21 protein-coding genes are annotated in these 20,044 nt (G+C 57.4%); 6 read left to right on the top strand and 15 right to left on the bottom strand.

Features of this window, described 5'->3' with window-relative positions; genetic code table 11:
• Window positions 1-2: 2 nt before the first annotated feature.
• Window positions 3-260, bottom strand: coding sequence for a DUF2000 family protein (locus KKO72_RS07275; protein ID WP_214936891.1), 258 nt, complete (start codon window positions 258-260; stop codon window positions 3-5).
• Window positions 261-613: 353 nt separating this feature from the next.
• Between KKO72_RS07275 and KKO72_RS07270 the strand changes: the two genes are divergently transcribed.
• On the top strand, window positions 614-1,204 hold the full coding sequence (locus tag KKO72_RS07270; protein ID WP_251140515.1) for a TetR/AcrR family transcriptional regulator: 591 nt from the start codon (window positions 614-616) through the stop codon (window positions 1,202-1,204).
• Window positions 1,205-1,301: 97 nt separating this feature from the next.
• On the opposite strand, the gene KKO72_RS07265 is transcribed toward KKO72_RS07270, so the two are convergent.
• Entirely contained in the window at window positions 1,302-2,366 is a 1,065-nt protein-coding gene (locus KKO72_RS07265; protein WP_214936887.1) for a tyrosine-type recombinase/integrase, read from the bottom strand.
• Window positions 2,367-2,489: 123 nt separating this feature from the next.
• Between KKO72_RS07265 and KKO72_RS07260 the strand changes: the two genes are divergently transcribed.
• Window positions 2,490-3,488, top strand: coding sequence for a DNA-binding protein (locus tag KKO72_RS07260; protein ID WP_214936885.1), 999 nt, complete (start codon window positions 2,490-2,492; stop codon window positions 3,486-3,488).
• Window positions 3,489-4,004: 516 nt separating this feature from the next.
• Here the strand turns inward: KKO72_RS07260 and KKO72_RS07255 are convergent.
• The 7 genes from KKO72_RS07255 to guaB all read right to left on the bottom strand — a co-directional run bounded on the left by KKO72_RS07255 (window position 4,005) and on the right by guaB (window position 11,968).
• Window positions 4,005-4,853: a plasmid replication/partition related protein gene (locus KKO72_RS07255; protein ID WP_214936883.1), complete on the bottom strand. Its 849-nt coding sequence runs from the start codon at window positions 4,851-4,853 to the stop codon at window positions 4,005-4,007.
• A gap of 115 nt (window positions 4,854-4,968) precedes the next feature.
• Complete coding sequence (locus tag KKO72_RS07250; RefSeq protein ID WP_214936881.1) at window positions 4,969-5,883, bottom strand: adenylate/guanylate cyclase domain-containing protein; 915 nt, start codon at window positions 5,881-5,883, stop codon at window positions 4,969-4,971.
• A 53-nt stretch (window positions 5,884-5,936) separates the two neighbouring features.
• Window positions 5,937-6,896: an LD-carboxypeptidase gene (locus KKO72_RS07245; protein ID WP_214936879.1), complete on the bottom strand. Its 960-nt coding sequence runs from the start codon at window positions 6,894-6,896 to the stop codon at window positions 5,937-5,939.
• Window positions 6,893-7,963 (bottom strand): tRNA adenosine(34) deaminase TadA, encoded by a 1,071-nt coding sequence (gene tadA, locus KKO72_RS07240; protein WP_371736840.1) that lies wholly within the window; start codon window positions 7,961-7,963, stop codon window positions 6,893-6,895. The genes KKO72_RS07245 and tadA overlap by 4 nt, the downstream gene beginning before the upstream one ends.
• Before the next feature lie 73 nt (window positions 7,964-8,036).
• On the bottom strand, window positions 8,037-8,672 hold the full coding sequence (locus KKO72_RS07235) for an FMN-binding negative transcriptional regulator (protein ID WP_214936876.1): 636 nt from the start codon (window positions 8,670-8,672) through the stop codon (window positions 8,037-8,039).
• A gap of 59 nt (window positions 8,673-8,731) precedes the next feature.
• Window positions 8,732-10,348, bottom strand: a complete 1,617-nt coding sequence (gene guaA, locus KKO72_RS07230) for a glutamine-hydrolyzing GMP synthase (protein WP_214936875.1) — start codon at window positions 10,346-10,348, stop codon at window positions 8,732-8,734.
• A gap of 150 nt (window positions 10,349-10,498) precedes the next feature.
• A complete protein-coding gene (guaB, locus tag KKO72_RS07225) occupies window positions 10,499-11,968 on the bottom strand; it encodes an IMP dehydrogenase (RefSeq protein WP_214936872.1) in 1,470 nt (489 codons plus the stop codon).
• A 188-nt stretch (window positions 11,969-12,156) separates the two neighbouring features.
• Here guaB and KKO72_RS07220 point away from each other — a divergent pair, with 188 nt between their 5' ends.
• Window positions 12,157-12,630 carry a DUF4124 domain-containing protein gene (locus KKO72_RS07220; protein WP_251140514.1) on the top strand — a complete coding sequence of 158 codons (474 nt, stop codon included), beginning with the start codon at window positions 12,157-12,159 and terminating at the stop codon, window positions 12,628-12,630.
• A gap of 24 nt (window positions 12,631-12,654) precedes the next feature.
• Here the strand turns inward: KKO72_RS07220 and KKO72_RS07215 are convergent, their stop codons facing one another.
• Together KKO72_RS07215 and KKO72_RS07210 are read right to left on the bottom strand one after the other, a co-directional pair.
• Complete coding sequence (locus KKO72_RS07215) at window positions 12,655-13,017, bottom strand: RnfH family protein (protein WP_371736839.1); 363 nt, start codon at window positions 13,015-13,017, stop codon at window positions 12,655-12,657.
• The gene (locus tag KKO72_RS07210) at window positions 12,992-13,429 is read right to left on the bottom strand and encodes a type II toxin-antitoxin system RatA family toxin (RefSeq protein ID WP_214936868.1); all 438 of its coding nucleotides are present in this window, start codon (window positions 13,427-13,429) and stop codon (window positions 12,992-12,994) included. Before KKO72_RS07210 ends, KKO72_RS07215 begins: the two co-directional genes overlap by 26 nt.
• Window positions 13,430-13,498: 69 nt before the next feature.
• Between KKO72_RS07210 and smpB the strand changes: the two genes are divergently transcribed.
• From smpB to KKO72_RS07195, 3 genes are all read left to right on the top strand, one after another.
• Window positions 13,499-13,972 carry an SsrA-binding protein SmpB gene (gene smpB / locus KKO72_RS07205; RefSeq protein ID WP_214936866.1) on the top strand — a complete coding sequence of 158 codons (474 nt, stop codon included), beginning with the start codon at window positions 13,499-13,501 and terminating at the stop codon, window positions 13,970-13,972.
• 128 nt (window positions 13,973-14,100) lie between these two features.
• Window positions 14,101-14,577, top strand: a complete 477-nt coding sequence (locus KKO72_RS07200; RefSeq protein ID WP_251140513.1) for a MarR family winged helix-turn-helix transcriptional regulator — start codon at window positions 14,101-14,103, stop codon at window positions 14,575-14,577.
• 133 nt (window positions 14,578-14,710) lie between these two features.
• Window positions 14,711-15,136 (top strand): organic hydroperoxide resistance protein, encoded by a 426-nt coding sequence (locus tag KKO72_RS07195; protein ID WP_214936862.1) that lies wholly within the window; start codon window positions 14,711-14,713, stop codon window positions 15,134-15,136.
• Between the two features lie 7 nt (window positions 15,137-15,143).
• Here the strand turns inward: KKO72_RS07195 and KKO72_RS07190 are convergent, their stop codons facing one another.
• From KKO72_RS07190 to truB, 4 genes are all read right to left on the bottom strand, one after another.
• Window positions 15,144-16,250 (bottom strand): enoyl-CoA hydratase/isomerase family protein, encoded by a 1,107-nt coding sequence (locus KKO72_RS07190; RefSeq protein ID WP_214936861.1) that lies wholly within the window; start codon window positions 16,248-16,250, stop codon window positions 15,144-15,146.
• Window positions 16,247-17,122, bottom strand: coding sequence for a DMT family transporter (locus tag KKO72_RS07185; protein WP_256445073.1), 876 nt, complete (start codon window positions 17,120-17,122; stop codon window positions 16,247-16,249). Before KKO72_RS07185 ends, KKO72_RS07190 begins: the two co-directional genes overlap by 4 nt.
• A 134-nt stretch (window positions 17,123-17,256) precedes the next feature.
• Entirely contained in the window at window positions 17,257-19,080 is a 1,824-nt protein-coding gene (gene typA, locus KKO72_RS07180; RefSeq protein WP_180126927.1) for a translational GTPase TypA, read from the bottom strand.
• Between the two features lie 11 nt (window positions 19,081-19,091).
• Window positions 19,092-20,039, bottom strand: a complete 948-nt coding sequence (gene truB / locus KKO72_RS07175) for a tRNA pseudouridine(55) synthase TruB (protein WP_214936859.1) — start codon at window positions 20,037-20,039, stop codon at window positions 19,092-19,094.
• Between the last annotated feature and the right edge of the window lie 5 nt (window positions 20,040-20,044).

The following is a 20,044-nucleotide window of genomic DNA, read 5'->3' as shown; positions in this document are numbered from 1 at the left end:
ATCTACTCCTTGGACAGTGAAAATTTCTTTGTCAGCGGTTCCACATCCGCACGTGATCCAAATATGACAACGACAACAAAATTGAGCCCTTCACCGACGGCTTCGAGCGTCTCTTTAATTTGAGTTTCGGCAGAGGTTCCGATCATCGACGTAGTAAATACGTTACAGGACACACTTGATTTCTCGATCACATCAGCAACAAGCGTCTGCAGTTGATTGCTATTTTTGGCATCAAGAATGATGAAAGGGTATCTGCGCATCGAATGCCGCCTGGGAGTTCAGGCTGATTTGAGCCGTTTCTTCTGAGGTAATAGTTTGACCATTCATCATGAGTTTCGCTTTCTAAAAAATGAAATAAAACACCATTGACCCATCAGTGAAACGGCAAAAACATAAGCCTTTCCCATTGCCACATTCCTAGTTACCGCTACTTTGGCAAGGAGCGGCAGGCATCTTGGCGCGGGACAGTCGAGTTATGTCCAATTGCAAAATCACTGATCGAGACTACAATTGACATCCAAGTCAACGTTGACACATTAGTCAACGTTGTTATTGTTGTCAATGTTGACGAACGTGTCAACCATTTTTTGCAGGGGTAGCTACTTATATGGTTATGGTCAGACAATTCGATGAAGATGCCGTTCTGGAAAAGGTTCTGGAGGTGTTTTGGAACAGGGGTTGGCAAGCAACTTCAATGGCCGACTTAGCCGCCGCTGTAAACGTTCAGCGCGGCTCCCTGTACCACGCATACGGAGGTAAGGAGCATCTCTTTGAACTTGCCTTTGATCGGTACGCGACGCGCGTTCTTGCGGAGTCTCGGGCTGCACTTGATGCGCCTTCGGCCCGTCTTGCTCTGAAACAATTTTTCGACGTTTCAATTGCAAGCATGACTGCCGATACTCCGCCGCGCGGGTGCTTCACCACGAAGACCGCCGTGGAGAGCGACGCGATCGGAGAAAGGATGCAAAATCGTGTTCGCATCCTGCTGGAGAGCTTGGAAGCCTTGGTTGCTGAAGCGCTGTCGCGCGACGGACGAAACTCTTCGCTTGCCGACCCGCCCGACGAAATCGCCAAGATGGTCATTGCGTTCACTCGGGGTCTTGCAGTGATGGAGCGGATTTATCATGAACCTAAACGGCTTCATGACCTAAGTGAAAGCTTGATCGACTTGCTTGTGCAACCCCTTCATCAAAACAATCCATAGGTAAGGTTTTACTATCGGAACGACAGTAGGCGGCATGTATACAACACGCATCGTGTTTTACACGTGTCCCCGCCAATCCTCAATTTGCTCAGTTTGGTCACAGATCAAGCAAGTTGGCCACATTGCTCATTAATGTCGACTGTGCCCTGAAATAGCTCAACACGGTGGCCACACTGTGGTGACCTGTCATCGTCATGGTTTCAGCCAGCGGTATGTTCTGGCGTCCCGCTTCCGTCACAAAGCCAGACCGCAACGAGTGGGCAGAAAAGTTACCTTCAATTCCTGCCACGGCACATCGATCCTTGACGATGGCACGCACGGCAGCCGGGGAGAGCGCTTCACCAAGGTGTCCACCTTTTCGAATTCTCCTGAAAATAGGTCCTTCTGCAATCTTGCTGGTCTGTAGCCAGTCGTCAAGCGCTTTGCCCGCAGCTCCAACTATTGGTTTGCTGTTTTCCGGCAAATCTGTACCGGATTGATTGGTCTTGGAGTAGGCTAAGGTGTAGATGAAGTCGGTCGGTCCCACGCGCTTCAAAAACTGAATTTCGGCACTTGTTACCTCTGAGCGCCTGCGTCCACCGCTGGCCCAGGCGAAGAGCAGCAAGGCGCGGTCACGCTGGCCACGCAAGCTATCGTCGCACGTCGCCAGAATGGCCTGTAACGGCTCCTTTGTCAGGGCATCTTTGCGCTGCGGCATAGCCCCACGCTTGGCGTAGGCCTTGCGAGTACGCGACAGCAGTTCGCGCACCTTGGGGTCATGGCATGGATTTTTGAGTTGTCGCAGTTGATGGGCCTTTGACAGCACGGCAATGCGGTGCACCAAGGTGTTGTGTGCCATGGCACCGAGCTTTCCCTTGTAGCCGCCCTGGACCAGCACCTGGTCAAACTCAACGGGTAGTTCCGAAACCAACCCTTTGAGGGTGGTTCGTTCGGCATGGTCAACGATGAATTGCAGCACGCATGGCGTCGCCACCGGCAACTGAATCATCACACCATAACGCAGGCCGTACCAGGCGGCCCAGTAACGCAATGCACTGCGATAGCTCATTAGGGTGTTTTGTGATTCACCTTCGCGCAGCAACTCTTCGACGGCGCGCTCGGTCACGTCGCTGAGCTCGGTGGGCTGCAAAGCCGGAATTTTCTGAAGAACAGGCAAACGCATGGTTGAATCCAGGCAGAGTTATGACTAATTCATACATGTTATGTATGATGTGTTACACAAATCAATGATAGATCACGATAACAATCTCTTATCGTTTGTAAATATAACAGCCGGAGTAGGGTGATGCAATTGAAAAGTGCGCGAGGTGTTCAACAAGACGACGTGTGGGTAGCGGCAGATGCTTTGATCGCTCAGGGCCTGCGCCCGACCATCGAGCGCGTCCGACAACACCTTGGACGTGGCTCTCCAAACACTGTCAGCCCAATGCTGGAAGCTTGGTTCGCAACTTTGGGACCACGCCTTGGCGTAAGTGGGACAGAAAAGGACATGCCGGGGTTGCCTGCGACAGTACAGTCCAGTGCCGCCAAGCTCTGGGAAATAGCGCTCTCTCAGGCCCGCCAGGACGTGGAAAGTTCATTTGCGAAGGACCGTGAGACATTGGCGGCTGAACGCGCCGCTGTCGAACTTCAGGCTTCAACGCTCACACAACAGGAGGCTGTCCTTGTAGAGCGTCTAGCCGCTGCTGATCGGGCGCACGAGGTTTCTCAAAAGCAAATCAGTGCGTTGGAGAACCAGTTGCGCTATTTGCAAACGATACTTGCAGAGCGAGACAACAAGATCGCAGAAGTTCAAGCCAGGCTGTCGACCGTCGAGCAACAACGGGAAGCCGAGCGCCAGGCATTTGACGAAAAATCCAAACATCACGTAGAGGAACGCTTGCGTTCTGACGAGCGAGCGCTGGCCAATGAGCGTCGTCTGATGGCGGAGATCGACCGAGAACGACAGGAGCTAAAACGGGCAAAGGCTCAGGCAACTGAGTTGCAGCAGCGTGCCCTAGACGCCACCAACGCTTTGGAGACGAGGACAAACGAGTTAACGCAAAGGTTACGAAATACAGATGAAGAACTGCGCATCGCGCATCAAGCTTTGGCTGCTGCCAATGAACGTGCAGAAGAATTGCGGGCCTTACTCAATGCCCAGGCAGATACCAATGCCGATGTCTTGAAGCAGTTGCAAGCCATGATGGCAGTTCAGACTAGGCCACCAGCTGTAACTCAGTTCAAGCGCCGAAACAAAAGCAAAACCAAAGATCAGATAAATTCAAATAAAACAAGCAGTTAGGTGTGATTCTGCGAAATTCTCAGGGATCAAGGCCAACCCTCGACCCGACGAGAAGACTGAATGAATGTTGCATCCACATCACCGAATGTCGGGGACAATGCCACCCGGCACGACATCGGAATAAGCTTGAATTCTCATGAGAATGGGTATATAAAAACTGCACGTCACATGGGCGTGTCATGAGTGCAGGTTTACCTGATACGTGTCGTGCAAGAAAGCACTTATTAGGTGCTTGGCCGATAGCATCAGATTTACTTGCAAAGTGGCATCATTTTTACTTGTGTGAGCGGCGCCTGATAGCGGGGTTCACTTTCTTGGCACCGTAGTAGATACGATGTGCATTATGTTAAGTTATGAATACTGCTTCTAATTTTGTAAACAAAACCTACCGAAGGTTTTCGGTAGGTTTTGACTGAAGACAAACTCTTGGCCACCCTGTTCACAGCTCACCAGCGGCTCGTTGGCGCAAACCCTTGAGCCGTCCCAGGTGTTTGAGACTGACTGAGCTCCAACCCATCAAGCGCTGCGACTGCTTTTTTCCAGTAGATTCAGCACCTGCTTGCGCAAGGCATCGTTTTCTTTTTCCAGCTGGGCGATACGCTTTTTAAGCGCTGGCACGTCGTCGCCTGGGCTTGCATCAATTGCGGCCCCCTCTGGCTGATCCCCTGCATCGGCTGAAACCACTCGTGGTGGGCGCTTGGCCTCGCGCACGCGTTTGGCGGCCTGTTTGAGTTCATCGGCACCACCCACCGCTGCAGCCACCTGTTCTTGCGCAGGCAAACTGGCCACTGCGGCGGCCGCATTGAGAGAGATCGCGCCGGATTTCAGCGCGGCCACCACCTCGGGTGTGGCCTGGTTGCGGATTTTTTCAATCAACACCACCTGGTTGCTGCTCAGGCGCGCCGCTTTGGCGATGTCGTCCCGGCTGGCCAGCGGTGGCACGGTGGCAAGTTCCTGTCCAGATCCTGCGTCGTCCCAAGGCGGGCTGCTGGTGTCTTCCGAATCGGCCGTTGCTGGTGCGGGGGCTTGGGTGCGTGCACGTCGCTCCGCAATGATTTCACGTTTGCGCAGTGCAAGAACACCACGCTGGAAGTCAGACACACTGCGCCGCCCCAGATGCTGGTCAATCATCCAGAGGTGGACGTCTTCCATGCTTTTGAACAGCGTATTTTGGATGGTCTGAAACGGCAGGCCATGCGCCTGGCAAATGGCATAGCGGTTGTGGCCGTCCACCAGCACCTCACCCCACAACACCAGGGCATCCCGGCAGCCCTCGGCCAGAATGCTGCGCTCCAGCGAGCTGTATTCCTCCGGGGTCAAGGGGTCGATATAGGCTTTGAGTTCTTCGTTGACGATGATGTTCATGGGTGGGGCGTCTGGGCCAGGTTCTTTGTTGGATAAGGGGGGCGCATTGTAGGCAGTGCCCGCTGCTTTTTGAGCCGTTTGCGCGAACCCGGCAAACACCCCTGCGTTGGCGTCCTCAGATCACCAGAAAACCAATCACTGGCGCACTGGGGTCGCTGAACGGCGTTCCCAAGGCCACTTCACCACGGCCATGCAGGACGCACTCCTCGCGGCGCAGCAACAGGTCGGCGCCACCACCGGCAAACCGGATCCAGCAGCCGTAAGAACTGAGGTCCACCAGCACCACATTGCCATTGCGCCAGTCCAGGCGTGCATGGGTGCGGGACACACGTGCATCACTCACGACAAACTCCACCTGGTGGGTTCGTCCGATGTGGATAGGCAGGTCAAATGCGTTGAACACCCTCTTTTTGTCGAGCCAGAACAACTCGATGTGCGCACCCAGAGCATCCCGCCCAGCAAAGCGGCTGGACAAGGCCTCACCGGCGGCAATGGTCAACAACTCCGAGCCCTGGTTCTCTTGCCACTCGACCTGGTACACCTTGCAGGACTCGGCCCGACCACGGATGTGGATGGGCCCGAGCATGCGAAAACGCTCGTCTGGCACATCAAAACCGTCTTCGATGGCGTCACTGTTGACCCAGATCTGGTGAGGACCGGTCAGCTCACTCAAGCGCGCAGCAATGTTGACAGCGTCGCCGTAACAGTCGTCGTCCACAATTTCCACACCACCACGGGCCACACCAATACGCAGCGGCATGTAGGCTTTGGGTGGCATACGACCCAGCAACTGCTGGTAGGAGCGCTGCAGGTCCATCACTGCCAGAACGGCCTTGGTGCTGTCGGTGAAAATGATCAGCACACCATCACCCAGAAACTTGACAACCCTGCCCCCCTGGGCGCTGCAGCGCTGGGCCACCCATGCGGTGGCCTGCGTGACCAATTCGGTGGCCTTGGCATTGCCCAAGGCCTCGAAAACGCCTGTGCTACCAAACAGGTCAGCAAAAACGACGGTGGATTGGACACTCATACCTGTTGAATTCCGGTGGCTAGGCAGCGAGTTTAGGTCATGTGCATGACCGATCAAACATGGCCCCACACCAGCAGCACATCACGCCCATCGACACTCAGATCGGCTTTGGCGCCCACCGGCAACAGCACCTTGGTCTGGACATGCCCATACGGCAAGTTGGTCAGGATCGGGCAACTCACCTGCTGCGACAGCCACTGCACCACACTGGCGAGCTTGAAACCTCGGTCATGGGGTGTGAGTTTGAAATCGGTGAACTGGCCCAACAGAATGGCTTTTTGGCGCTTCAACACCCCCGCATACAGCAGTTGGGCCAACAGGCGTTCTATGCGGTAGGGGTGCTCCGCCACATCCTCCAGAAACAGGATGCCGCCTTTGACCTTGGGAAAATAAGGCGTGCCCAGCAAGGATGCCAGCATCGTCAGATTGCCGCCCCACAACATCCCATCTTCTATGTCAAATGTGCCTCCGGCCCTTTTGGAATGAGGGCTGATAGCTACCATTTCTGTATCAGACTGAGGCTCTTGACGCAGCTGACGCCAGCCGGTGCCCTCCCCTTGGCCACACAATAGGTCGTCAAAACAGGCTTCCATGATGTCGTCTGGCCCGTCCTGCGCGCCAAACCCCTCACCGAGTGCCGGGCCGGCCCAGGTGACAGCGCCGGTTTTGGCCAGCACCGCGCTCTGAAACGCGGTGAAGTCGCTGATGCCCACAAACTGCATGCCTTTGTCGATGGCTTTGGCAATCTTTTTGTAGCGGATATCGGGCAGCAGTCGCGTCAAGCCATAACCCCCGCGAGACATCAACGCCACGTCGGCACCGCTGTCTGCGGCACGGTGGATGGCGGCCAGGCGCGTGGCGTCGTCGCCCGCAAAACGCTGGTGGCTGGCCAGGGCGGACTCGTCCACCTCCACCTCATGGCCCAGGCTCTGCAGCCGTTTGATGCCACGTTTGAAGGCCGCCTTGTCGCGCACAGCGCCAGAGGGAGAGTAAATATAGATGTGTTTTTTCATACGGAGTGGCTTGGGCTCGACCCACATGGGCTAGGCAGGATTTTCAGCGAAGAAAACGCCTGTGGACCGGCGAGATGGCCTTTATCTGGATAAGGTGCGTACAAAGCCTCATTTCCGAGTGCATCGGTTTGTGCCACCACGATGCCCACCACACTCTGGGGCGCCATCATCTGGAGTTTGTGCGCCAGCGACAAGGCCGACTCGGCCACCACCAACTGCACGGCGGGCAGACCCAGCCGCTGGATCAACTCCAACAGCACCTGGGCGTGCCAACCCAGGGTGTGAAAAGCCTTCTTTTTGGGTTTGTCACTCTTGCCAAAACCAATCAGGTCCGGGCAGATGACACGTTGCCCGGCAGCAGAGGCTTGTTGAATCTGGCTGCACCAGGCGTAACTCCACTCCTGCACCCCGTGCAGGCACAGCTGGGTACCACTGGCCTGAGCAGCGCCCGTGTCCAGAAAATGCAAGCGTAAGCCAGCCAGACTGGGCAAGTCGCTGAGATAGAACGAAGGTGCAGGACAAGCCGTCAGTGAAGCAAAACAACGCTCTGGTGTGCGCAGGGCATCCTCACGCAAGGCCCTGCCCGCCTGAGCGGCTTGTAATTGCTGACGGGTGCGCTGGTGTTTGAAAAAATCTTGCAGCAGCTTGGCACAAGTCTCCTGCAGCACACCGCCTTGCACCTGAGTGTGGTGGTTGAGTTGGGGCTGGGTGAACACATTGCTGACCGAACCCGCTGCACCGGTTTTGGGGTCGGGGGCACCAAACACCACCCGCTTGAGGCGGGCGTGCAACATGGCACCCGCGCACATGGTGCAAGGCTCCAGCGTGACAAACAACTCACAGTCATCGAGTCGGTAGTTGCCCAGGTGCTGTGCGGCCGCACGCAGGGCGGCGATCTCGGCATGGGCAGTGGGGTCGTGCGAGGCGATCGGGGCATTGCGCCCCACACCAATGATGTGGCCGTCACGCACCACCACTGCACCCACCGGCACTTCACCCGCAGCCCCGGCGGCCTGTGCCTGGGCCAGCGCAGCCTCCATCCAGGCCATGTCGGCTGTCTCAGACACGTTTGATCCAGGTGTTATCACGGCGCAAGGGATAGGCGGCGTCCACCTGCGCCCAAGAGGGGCATGCAAGCCATCAGGTCTCCTCCCGGATCGCACCCATCAGCCCCAGACGCACCATCCAGTCCGCCAGCACACGCTGGTCTGCTGTGCCTGCGGCATAGGTGCTGTAGAGCGCCTGGTGTGATTCAGGCCGATGCTGGTTGAGTTTGAGCTTGCATTGCCAATCCATCACCTCCAGCTCAAACGCCACCATGCCTGCCATCATCTTGTGCTGGAAGTCCTCACCCAAGCCGCGCCATTGCTGCGCGTAAGCGGGGTCGTGTTCATGGATCAGGTGTTTGAGCAAGCGGTCCTTGTCATCAAAGTGCTCGATCAGTCGCGCCTGAACGGTGCACTGCACTGTCAGGTAACTCCAGGTGGGCACCCGCGCGAGGTCCGGGTAGACACTCGGGCTCATGTAGGCCTGTGGCCCCATGAAGCTGACCACCGCTTGAGGGCGCGCCTGCAGGTAACGCCAGTGCGGGTTGGGTCGGGCGCAATGGCCCAGCAACAGCCAACGCCCCTCCTCTTCAAGCAAATGCAATGGCAGCGGCGTGATGTAGGGCAGGCCCTTGTCATCTACCGAAATCAGGCTGGCGAACGGGTAACTGCGGATCAGCTCGCTGGCATGCGAGGGGTCGGTGGAAGCGAACTGCGGTGGCACATACATGCAGCGATTATTGCAGCTCACCCCCGCCGCAACACGCCACATGCACTAGGCCGGGCTGCTTATTCCCACTCGATGGTGGCCGGTGGCTTGCTGCTCACATCGTAGGTGACGCGGTTGATGCCACGCACTTCGTTGATGATGCGGCTGGACACCTTTTTGAGCAGCGCGTAGGGCAACTCGGCCCAGTCTGCGGTCATGAAGTCGCTGGTTTGCACCGCACGCAGCGCCACCACATAGTCATAGGTGCGGCCGTCACCCATGACACCGACGCTTTTCACCGGTAAGAACACGGTGAAGGCCTGACTGGTGAGCTGGTACCAAGTTTTGCCGGTGGCCTCATCCACAAAGTTGTGCAGCTCTTCGATGAAGATCGCATCAGCCCGGCGCAGCAGGTCGGCATATTCTTTTTTGACCTCGCCCAGAATCCGCACACCCAGGCCCGGGCCGGGGAACGGATGGCGGTAAACCATGTTGTAGGGCAAGCCCAGCGCCACACCCAGTTCGCGCACTTCGTCCTTGAACAGCTCGCGCAGGGGCTCCAGCAGCTTCAGACCCAGTTGCTCGGGCAGGCCACCCACGTTGTGGTGGCTCTTGATCACCACGGCCTTCTTGTTCTTGGCGCCACCGGACTCAATCACATCCGGATAGATGGTGCCTTGGGCCAACCACTTCGCTCCTTTTTTTGAAGCATCTGATGCTTTTAGTGCAAGGGCTTGCGCCTTAAAAACCTCAACAAACTCGCGACCGATGATCTTGCGTTTGGCCTCCGGCTCGCTGACCCCGGCCAGGTGACCCAGGAACTGGTCGGCAGCGTCCACACGCACTACCTTGGCGTGCAACTTGCCGACAAACATGTCCATCACCATGTCGCCCTCATTCAGGCGCAGCAAGCCGTGATCGACAAACACGCAGGTGAGTTGGTCTCCAATCGCGCGGTGGATCAGGGCAGCAGCCACCGAAGAATCAACACCACCGGACAGGCCCAAAATCACTTCTTCGTCACCGACCTGCGCGCGGATCTTTTCCACCGCCTCGGAGATGTAGTCACCCATGATCCAGTCGGCGCGGGTGCCGCAGATGTCCAGCACAAAACGCTCCAGAATCGCTGCACCACGCTTGGTGTGGGTGACTTCGGGATGGAATTGCACCGCGTAAAAACGCCGTTCCTCGTCGGCCATGCCAGCAATCGGGCAACTGTCGGTGCTGGCCATCAGCTTGAAGCCCGGTGGCAGCTCGGTGACCTTGTCGCCATGGCTCATCCATACCTGCAACATGCCATGGCCTTCGGGCGTGCTGTAATCCTGAATGCCGTTGAGCAAGGCGGTGTGGCCATGTGCCCGCACATCGGCATGGCCAAACTCGCGCTGGTGACCACTGGTCACCACACCACCGAGCTGGTGCGCCATGGCTTGCATGCCATAACAAATGCCCAGCACTGGCAGACCCAGTTCAAACACCACTTGGGGTGCCTTGTCAGTGGTTTCTTCGTAGATGCTGGCATGGCTGCCCGACAGGATAATGCCTTTGAGGCTGCCATCGCGCGCATAGTCACGAATCCACTCGTCACTCACATCACAAGGGTGGACCTCACAAAACACATGCGCTTCGCGGATGCGCCGCGCAATCAGCTGGGTGACTTGAGAGCCGAAGTCAAGGATGAGAATTTTTTGGTGCATAACAATCAGAGGCCGAAAGAGTGAAATAAATGTGTCCAGTGCGCGTGCCCCAAGCAAGAAACACCGTGGAACCGGCTCTGCCGGGCCACTGGTGTTGCCCCCTGCAAGGGGGAAAGCGGCCACACGCAGTGGGCAAGCCGGGGGGTGAGCTTAGTCCGCCCTGTAGTTAGGCGCTTCTTTGGTGATCTGCACATCGTGCACATGGCTTTCACGGATACCGGCCGAGGTGATTTCGACAAACTCGGCCTTGTTCTGCATGTCTTCGATGGTGGCACAGCCACAGTAGCCCATGCTGGCACGCAAACCACCGGCCATCTGGAACACGATGGCGACCATCGAACCCTTGTAGGGCACGCGGCCTTCAATACCTTCGGGCACCAACTTGTCAGCGTTCGGATTGCCGCTGCTGGACTCCTGGAAATAGCGATCAGCACTGCCCTGCTGCATGGCACCAATGGAGCCCATGCCGCGGTAACTCTTGTAGCTGCGGCCTTGGAACAGAATCACTTCACCGGGTGCCTCTTCGGTACCGGCAAACATGCCACCCATCATCACCGTGCTGGCGCCAGCCGCGATGGCTTTGGCAATGTCACCACTGAAACGGATGCCACCGTCGGCAATCAGCGGCACACCGGTGCCTTTGAGCGCGGTAGCCACACTGTCGATGGCCATGATCTGCGGTACACCCACACCCGCCACAATGCGGGTGGTGCAGATGGAGCCCGGGCCAATCCCGACCTTGACCGCATCGGCACCGGCTTCAACCAGCGCCAACGCAGCGGCACCGGTCGCAATGTTGCCGCCAATGACCTCGACTTGCGGGAAATTTTGTTTGACCCAGCGCACCCGGTCAATCACGCCTTTGCTGTGGCCGTGTGCGGTGTCCACCACAATCGCGTCAACCCCGGCACGGGCCAGCAGCTCCACGCGTTCTTCGGTGCCCTCACCCACGCCCACAGCAGCGGCCACACGCAGTTTGCCATGGGCGTCACGCGCAGCATTGGGGAAGCTGGTTTGTTTGGTGATGTCCTTGACGGTGATCAGCCCCTTGAGCTCAAATGCGTCATTGACAACCAGCAAACGTTCGATCTTGTGTTGGTTCAGCAGCACTTTGGCCTGTGCCAGCGTGGTGCCGTCGGGCACGGTCACCAGTTTGTCGCGCGGCGTCATGATGTGGCTAACCGGCAGGTCATATCGTGTCTCAAAGCGCAGGTCACGCCCTGTGACGATGCCAGCCACCTTGCCACCATCGATAACCGGGAAGCCTGACACGCCCAGCTGCTCCGACAAAGCCATGACTTGACGCACCGTGTGGTCAGGGGTGATCACCACCGGGTCGCGCAACACGCCGGACTCGTACCGTTTGACCTTGGACACCTTGGCGGCCTGTTGCTGGGCGGTCATGTTTTTGTGCACCACACCGATGCCACCCTCTTGTGCGATGGCAATCGCCAGACGCGACTCGGTCACCGTGTCCATGGCGGCCGACACCAGGGGCAGGTTCAAAGCGATGTTGCGGGTAAACAGGGTGGAAAGCGAGGTGTCCTTGGGAAGGACTTGGGAGTACGCAGGCACCAACAAAACATCGTCGAAGGTGAGCGCTTTGCCAATCAGGCGCATGGTTTAAGCTCCAAATCGTCAATTGTATCTGGCCTGATTGGGCGCGACCCTGGTTGCCTCTACGGCCACCGACTGAAGAACACAGTGTTGCGATAAAACGCGTGAATACCAGGCATAGGCTACTGACTGGCATAAACTTGCGCACCATGAACCCATTCGCCAGATCTTTTACAGTTGTTGCAGCACTGATGCTCTCCACAGCAGCCATCGCGCAATGGCAATGGCTGGACGCGGATGGCCGCAAGGTGTTCAGCGACCGCGCACCACCACCCAGCATCCCTGACAAAAACATCCTCAAACGCCCTGGGGGAGCGCGGGTCGCGCCAACGCTGGCCAACCAAGACAGTCCGGAGGCCGCCGCTGGCTTGCCAGCAGCTACTCCCAGCAGCGCACCCAAAATCAGCGGTGTCGACAAAGAGCTGGCTGACAAGAAGAAAAAAGCCGAGCAGGAAGAAGCTGCCAAACGCAAGGCCGAAGAAGACAAACTGGCCAAAGCCAAGACCGAGAACTGCACCCGCGCCAAACAGGCCAAGACCAGCTACGACTCAGGTGTACGCATCGCACATGTCAACAAACAGGGTGAACGCGAGATCATCGACGATGCCACCCGGGCGGCTGAGTCAAAACGTATTCAGGCCATCATTGATGCCGATTGCAAGTGATCTGGCAGCGCAACAGCGCTGGATTTAATAACCCGCTTTGGCGCCAGGGCGTTTTTTGACAAACAGGCCTGCGGCGCGTGCCCCCTGCTTCACAAAACGTTCACGACGCGCCACTTTGGGATCCACCCGAAGCGGACGGTAGATCTCCACGCGATCCTGGTCACGCAGAGCGTGTGTTAAGCCGACTCTGCGACCCCATACACCCAGCACCATCTTGTGTGGATCGCGTTCTGAAAAGTGCTGAAGCAGTCCACTGTGCCGCAAGGCATCCCCTACACAGCTGGCTTCAGCCAGGCAAAGAGCCACTTCGTAGACCTCACGCGCCGCTGGCGCATACACCACACACACCCGTATCACTGGCTCACTCGCCGTAGACCTGTTTGGCACGGTTGATGAAGGCGTCGACCATGTTGCTGGCAATCTTGTCAAACACCGGGCTGATGAGTTTGCCCAGGGTGCTGTCAAAACCGTATTGCAAGACCAGCTCCACCCGGCAGGCGCGCTGATCTACGCCCAGGGGCACAAAGTTCCACTCACCTTCCAGCTTGGAGAATGGCCCATTGACCAGTTTGATGATCACCTGCTGGTCCGCCACATGGGCGTTTCTGGTGGTGAAGGTCTGGTGGATGCCGCCAAACGCGATGCCAATTTCGGCCAGCATGCCGTTTTCTTCGTGGTTGACCACCCGGGCCTTGTCACACCAAGGCAAGAATTGGGGGTAGGCGTCCACATCCACCACCAGTCGGTACATTTCGGCGGGGCTGTACCAAATTAAAACGGACTTTTTAACAGTTTTCATAGAATGGAGGTTTGCGCGGGATTGTAGTCAAGCCTGGTTCGCATTCACTCCCACTCAAGCTCTCCCCTCATGGCCAAAAAACCCGACACCGCAACCCGCATTGCTGACAATAAAAAAGCAGCGTTCAACTATTTTTTTGAGGAACGGATTGAAGCCGGCATCGTGCTCGAAGGCTGGGAGGTTAAATCACTGCGTGAAGGCAAGGTGCAGCTGACCGACGGCTACGTGGTCATTCGCAATGGCGAGTTGTTCATCATCGGCCTGCAGATCCAGCCGCTGGGCACCGCTTCCACCCACATCACCCCGGACAAACAACGCACCCGCAAACTGCTGATGCACCGGGAAGAGATCAAACGCCTGATTGGCAAAGTGGAGCAAAAAGGTTACACGCTGGTGCCGATCAACCTGCACTGGAAAACCGGCAAGATCAAGTGTGAAGTGGCGCTGGCCAAGGGCAAGGCCGAGCATGACAAACGCGACACTATCAAGGATCGCGAAGGTAAGCGTGAAGTGGAACGCGCCATGAAGTCACGCCAGCGCTGAACGCGGGTGAGCGATGGTTTTAACCGTCGCTGAGCCATCGAAGATCTGCTGTTGGATCAGCGGTGTTCATTTTCATTATTTTGATGAAGTCGCTTGCTAATAAATCGTGCGCTATGTATAATTCAGCCATGCCTTCACACACACCGCCTTTGCCAATTCAGCCTGAGCCGTCGCTGCTTCTGAGTGAGCAGTTGTGTTTTGCCTTGTATTCGACGATGTTGGGGATGAACAAGGTCTATCGCAAGTCCTTGCAACCCTTGGGCATCACCTATCCACAGTACTTGGTACTGATGGTGTTGTGGGAGCGTGATGCCATGACGGTCTCCGAAATTGGTGAGCGCCTTTTCCTGGATTCGGCGACTTTGACACCGCTGCTCAAACGCATGGAAAAGCAGGAGCTGTTGCAACGGGTTCGTGCCAAAGCCGACGAACGCCAGGTGATCATCAGCCTGACGTCAAAAGGTCGTGAGCTCCAGGAGCCCGCCAAAACAATGGCTTTGGGTGTGTTCTGTGCCACCGAAAGCACCCCTGATGAACTGATGGCCTTGCGAGACAGTTTGCTGATCTTGCGAAAGAGGCTGTTCAAAAATGCATGCTCACAGTGAGCAACACAACAAAGAACCAAGTTTTTAAAGTTTATATATAGCACGCTATTTAATAGCTATCTATTTCTGTTGACGTGGCGCATCAACAGACCACAAAGTCGCCAAGTTGTTAAATTTTTACTGGAGTTTCACCATGTCCATCGCACAAGTTCTCTATCGCGCACATGCCACGTCCACCGGAGGTCGTGATGGCCGAACCGTTGTTCCTGATGCCAAGCTGGATCTCAAACTGACCACACCCAAGGAATTGGGTGGTGCGGGTGGTGAAGGCGCCAATCCTGAACAGTTGTTTGCTGCAGGCTACAGCGCGTGTTTTATCGGTGCCATCAAGTTCGTCGCCGCACGTGACAAGATTGCCCTGCCCGCCGATGTGTCGATCGAGAGCAGCGTTGGTATTGGGGCTATTCCCAATGGTTTTGGTATCGAGGTTGACCTGAAGATTTCATTGCCAGGCATGCCGCGCGACGCCGCCCAGGCGCTGGTCGACAAAGCCCACATCGTTTGCCCCTACTCCAACGCAACGCGCGGCAATATCGACGTTCGTCTGACCCTGGCCTGAGCCCAGTTCAGGTCAAATCCCGCAGCGGATGGCTGTGTCGCGCCCAGGGGCTGTCAAAAAAAGGCAGCACCATGTCGGGCGTGACATCTTCAATGTGCTCGGGATGCCACTTGGGGTGTTTGTCCTTGTCAATCACCAGGGCGCGCACACCCTCGGCGGTCTCGGTCTGGGCCGCAGAGCGGCCCAGGTGCGCCGGGAAGAAACAATGGCGCACCATGTCGCGCTCCATGCGCAACTCGTCAGCCAGCGCCATCTGACGGGCCCGGCGGATCTGTTCCAGCGTCACATGCAGCATCAAGGGTGAACGCTGGCGCAGCTGCTGGGCTGTGTGTTGTGCCCAGTCGCCAGGGTCAGCCTCCAGCGCTTGCACGATGCCGCACACAGAATCCTTACCAAAAAAGTGGTCGATTTGGCCTCTGTCCCTTGCATCAAAAGGGCTAGTAGCTACTGAATATGTAGCAATCAAAGCACCCAGACTCGCATGATCCAGCGACTCAAGCTGGGCCAACGCGTGCCAAACATCGGCCTGCTGCGCCTCCCCAATGTTGTGGTCGGCCAAGCCCAGCGCCACGGCCTCGTCCGCTGTCAGCGTGTTGCCGGTGAGGGCCAGCCATTCGCCCACATGCCCAGGGCAACGGCTCAAGAAATAACCGCCCGCCACATCCGGAAACAGGCCTATGGTGGTCTCGGGCATGGTCATTTTTGTTCGCGGGGTCACCAGACGATGTGAAGCGCCTTGGCTTATGCCCATGCCACCACCCATGACCACACCGTCCATGAACGCGATGTAGGGCTTGGGGTAGGTGTGGATCAGGTGGTTGAGGGTGTACTCCTCGGTGAAAAAATCCTCAGGACTGGGGTCGCCCGACAATAGCGCCTGGTGAAAGAAGCGGATGTCACCGCCCGCGCAAAAGGCACCAAACGGCCCGGCCTTGTTGCTGCCGCGAATCGCCACGGCTTGCACCTGATCGTTGTCGCGCCAGGCCAGCAGGCAGACGGTCAATTCTCGGATCATCTGCAGCGTCAAGGCATTGAGTGCGGCGGGTCGGTTCAGTGTGATGAACCCCACCTGGCCACGCACTTCTGCCAGAACCTCGCTGGCAAGCGCACTCATGCCCTGCCCCGCCAAGCCACTATTTCATTGGCCACCAGGGCCCCAATCACCAGTGCGCCGCCGACAAACACATCATGCCCTGGCACCTCGCCCGCGCCAAACCAGGCCAGCAAGATGCCAAAAATCACCTCCAGCAAACCCAGCAGCGCCACCTCAGGGGCTTTTAACACCTTGGTGCAGACCACCGCCAGCGTACACGGGATCGCCAGTTGCACCAGACCAAGTCCGGCCAGCAAACCCAGGTCATGGGCCGAGGCCTGAAACGGCCAAGCCAGCGGCAGCGTGATCAGCGCCGACAACGCCGCGCCAATCAGCACCGCAGGAATCAGGTCCACATCATGCCCCTGGGCGTGGGAATGTTGGGTGACGGTCCAGTTGGCCGCACCCGAGATCGGCACACACAGCGCCACCAGCGTGCCCGCCAGACTCATGCCCTGCCCCAACTGGCTGGCGTACATGTAGGCAATGCCAAAACCCGCCACAGCAATGGCCAACCAGGTCCGCGCCGGGATGCGGTGCCCGATGAACAGACGCGCAGCCAGCGCGGTCAGCAGCGGTGTCAGCGACATCGTCACCAGCACATTGGCCACCGTGGTGAGCATGATGGCCAGCATGAAGAAGGTGAACATGCCGCACCAGCACAGCCCTGACACCCACAACGCAGTGCCGCCATGGCGCATGCGTGCAAACACAGCACGCCCTTGCAGCAAGGGCAGCAACACCAGCAGGCACAGCGCTGTGAACAGGCTGCGCCAGAAAGTGACTTCAAATTTCTGGGCGTGCTCCAGATGGCGTGTGACCACACCTGCGATAGACCACATCAGGGTCACCGCAACCATCAGCAGCACTGCACGGTTATGCGAGAGTTTCAAAAATCGCCTTCCTACATCAGAAGAGACGCCTCAAACGTAAAAAAGGCGCTGCCATCACCGCCGAAGCGGGACTGACAACGCCCTCGTATTCCCGCAAGCACAAAGAACAACGACCTTGCGATTGCCTACAAGCTTTAGCGCCCGGCGCGCTTGCGCTCGCCCTCGGTCAGATAACGCTTACGCAGTCGAATTGACTTGGGCGTGATTTCGACCAGCTCATCGTCCTCGATGAACTCCACACCGTATTCCAGCGTGCATTCAATTGGCGGCGTGATCTTGGCAACATCTTCCTTGCCCGACACACGGAAGTTGGTCAGCTGCTTGGTACGCGTGGCATTGACGACCAGATCGTTGTCGCGGCTGTGGATACCAACAATCATGCCCTCGTAAACCGGATCGTTAGGCTTGACGAACATGCGGCCACGGTCATCGAGTTTGCCAAGCGCGTAAGTGAAAATTTCACCCGCATCCATGGAAATCAGGACACCGTTTTTGCGGCCGCCGATGTCGCCTTTATGCGGCTCGTAGCTGTCGAAGATGTTCGAGATCAGGCCAGAGCCACGCGTCAAGTTCAGGAACTCATTGGTAAAACCAATCAGGCCACGCGCCGGAATGCGGTATTCCAGGCGCACGCGACCACGGCCGTCTGGCTCCATATTGACCAGATCGCCCTTGCGCTCGCCCAAGGCCTGCATCACGCCACCCTGGTGCTGCTCTTCGATGTCGGCGGTTACCAGCTCAATGGGCTCGTATTTTTCACCATCAACCATCTTCATCACCACGCGTGGCTTGGAGACAGCCATCTCAAAACCTTCGCGGCGCATGTTTTCCAACAGAATCGTCAAGTGCAGTTCGCCGCGGCCCATGACTTCAAAAATACCTTCCTCGTCGGTTTCCTTGACGCGCAAGGCCACGTTGTGTTGCAACTCTTTTTGCAGGCGATCCCAGATCTGGCGGCTGGTGACGTATTTGCCTTCACGACCCGCCAATGGGCTGGTGTTGACGCAGAAGTTCATCGTCAACGTCGGTTCATCGACCTTGAGCATGGGAAGCGGCGCCGGGGTGGCCGGGTCGGTAATGGTCACGCCGATACCAATGTCATTGATACCGTTAATCAGCACGATCTCGCCAGGACCGGCGTCGGTGGCTTGCACGCGCTCCAGGCCCTGGAAGGTCAGCACCTGATTGACACGGCCCTTGACAGCCTTGCCGTCCGGGCCTTCCATGACCACCACGTCCATCATCGGCTTGATCGTTCCCTGGCTGATGCGGCCCACGCCAATACGACCGACAAAGGTCGAGAAATCGAGCGCAGAAATTTGCAACTGCAGTGGTGCCGCTGGGTCACCCTGCTGGTGCGGCACGTGTTTGAGGATGGTGTCGAACAGGGCCGACATGTCGGGGCCCCACTGCTCACCCTGGCCGCCCTCTTCTAGCGAGGACCAGCCGTTGATACCCGAGGCGTACACCACCGGGAAATCGAGTTGCTCATCGGTGGCACCCAATTTGTCAAACAAGTCAAACGCGGCATTCACCACATACTGCGGACGCGCACCGGGTTTGTCCACCTTGTTCACCACCAGAATCGGCTTCAAACCCAGGGCCAGTGCCTTTTTGGTCACAAAACGGGTCTGTGGCATCGGGCCTTCCTGGGCATCAATCAGCAGCACCACACCGTCCACCATGGAGAGAGCACGTTCCACTTCACCACCGAAGTCGGCGTGTCCGGGGGTGTCAACGATGTTGATGTGGGTGCCTTGCCAGGTCACCGCGCAGTTTTTGGCCAGAATTGTGATGCCACGCTCTTTTTCAATCGCGTTGTTGTCCATCACCGTGTCGACCACTTTTTCGTGCTCGGCAAAGGTGCCGCTTTGGCGCAGCAACTGGTCAACCATGGTGGTTTTGCCATGGTCAACGTGGGCGATGATCGCAATGTTTCGGATTTGTTTATGAGCCATGGTTCACTTTCTTAAATAGCTTGAGTCATCTGTTCAATTTCAATCGGGCTCAACAAGCGCCCGGGGACCAATTCACCGGCCACCACCTGTGCTGTCCCCAGCAACACCTGGCCATTTTCTGCATAAACCGCTACCTGCGCTGCATCCGGCCAAGAGCCCCGGCGCCGCAAACCGCTTGAAAACCTGGCGGCATTCTCGTTGTCCAACATGACCACGGTGTGATCCGGCAACAAGGACGACACCGGCAACAAGCAGGCCAGCCGATCTTCCTCAGTCATGGCTTCCAGCGCCGCCAGCGTGACACACTGGGCAGCGGTGTAGCCACCGGTTGCCACCCGGCGCAAGGCGCTCAGATGTGCACCACAACCCAGGGCCTCACCCAGGTCTTCACCCAGGGTCCGGATATAGGTGCCTTTGCTGCATTTCACTTCCAGATCAATAGCACTCTGCCCTTTATCTGAAAGGGCTAGAGCCATGTTTAGCTTATAAATCTGCACCTGGCGCGGCGCCCGTTCAATCTCGATCCCGGCGCGGGCATACTCGTACAGCGCCTTGCCATCTTTCTTTAACGCACTGTGCATCGGCGGCACCTGGCTGATGGGGCCGGTGAACTGCGCCGCGACCCGCACCACATCCTCTGGCGACACCGCCACAGGTCGGGTTTCGATCACATCCCCTTCCGCATCGGCCGTGCTGGTTTTGACACCCAGGCACATCACCGCTTCATAGGTCTTGTCCGCATCCAGCTGCAATTGGCTGAACTTGGTGGCTGCGCCAAAACACAGGGGCAACACCCCGCTGGCCAAAGGGTCCAGCGTGCCGGTGTGGCCCGCCTTTTCGGCGCGCAACAGCCATTTCACCTTCTGCAAAATATCGTTGCTGGACCAGCCCAATGGCTTGTCCAGCAGTAGCACCCCATGCACGGGGCGCCTGGCAACCCGTGCTCGTGGCGCATTCATATGAG

It is taken from the genome of Rhodoferax sp. U11-2br, from assembly GCF_018619435.1.
Classification (GTDB): Bacteria; Pseudomonadota; Gammaproteobacteria; order Burkholderiales; family Burkholderiaceae_C; genus Rhodoferax.
Note: the sequence above shows the minus strand (reverse complement) of the source record. Positions and strands in the feature narration are given on the sequence as shown.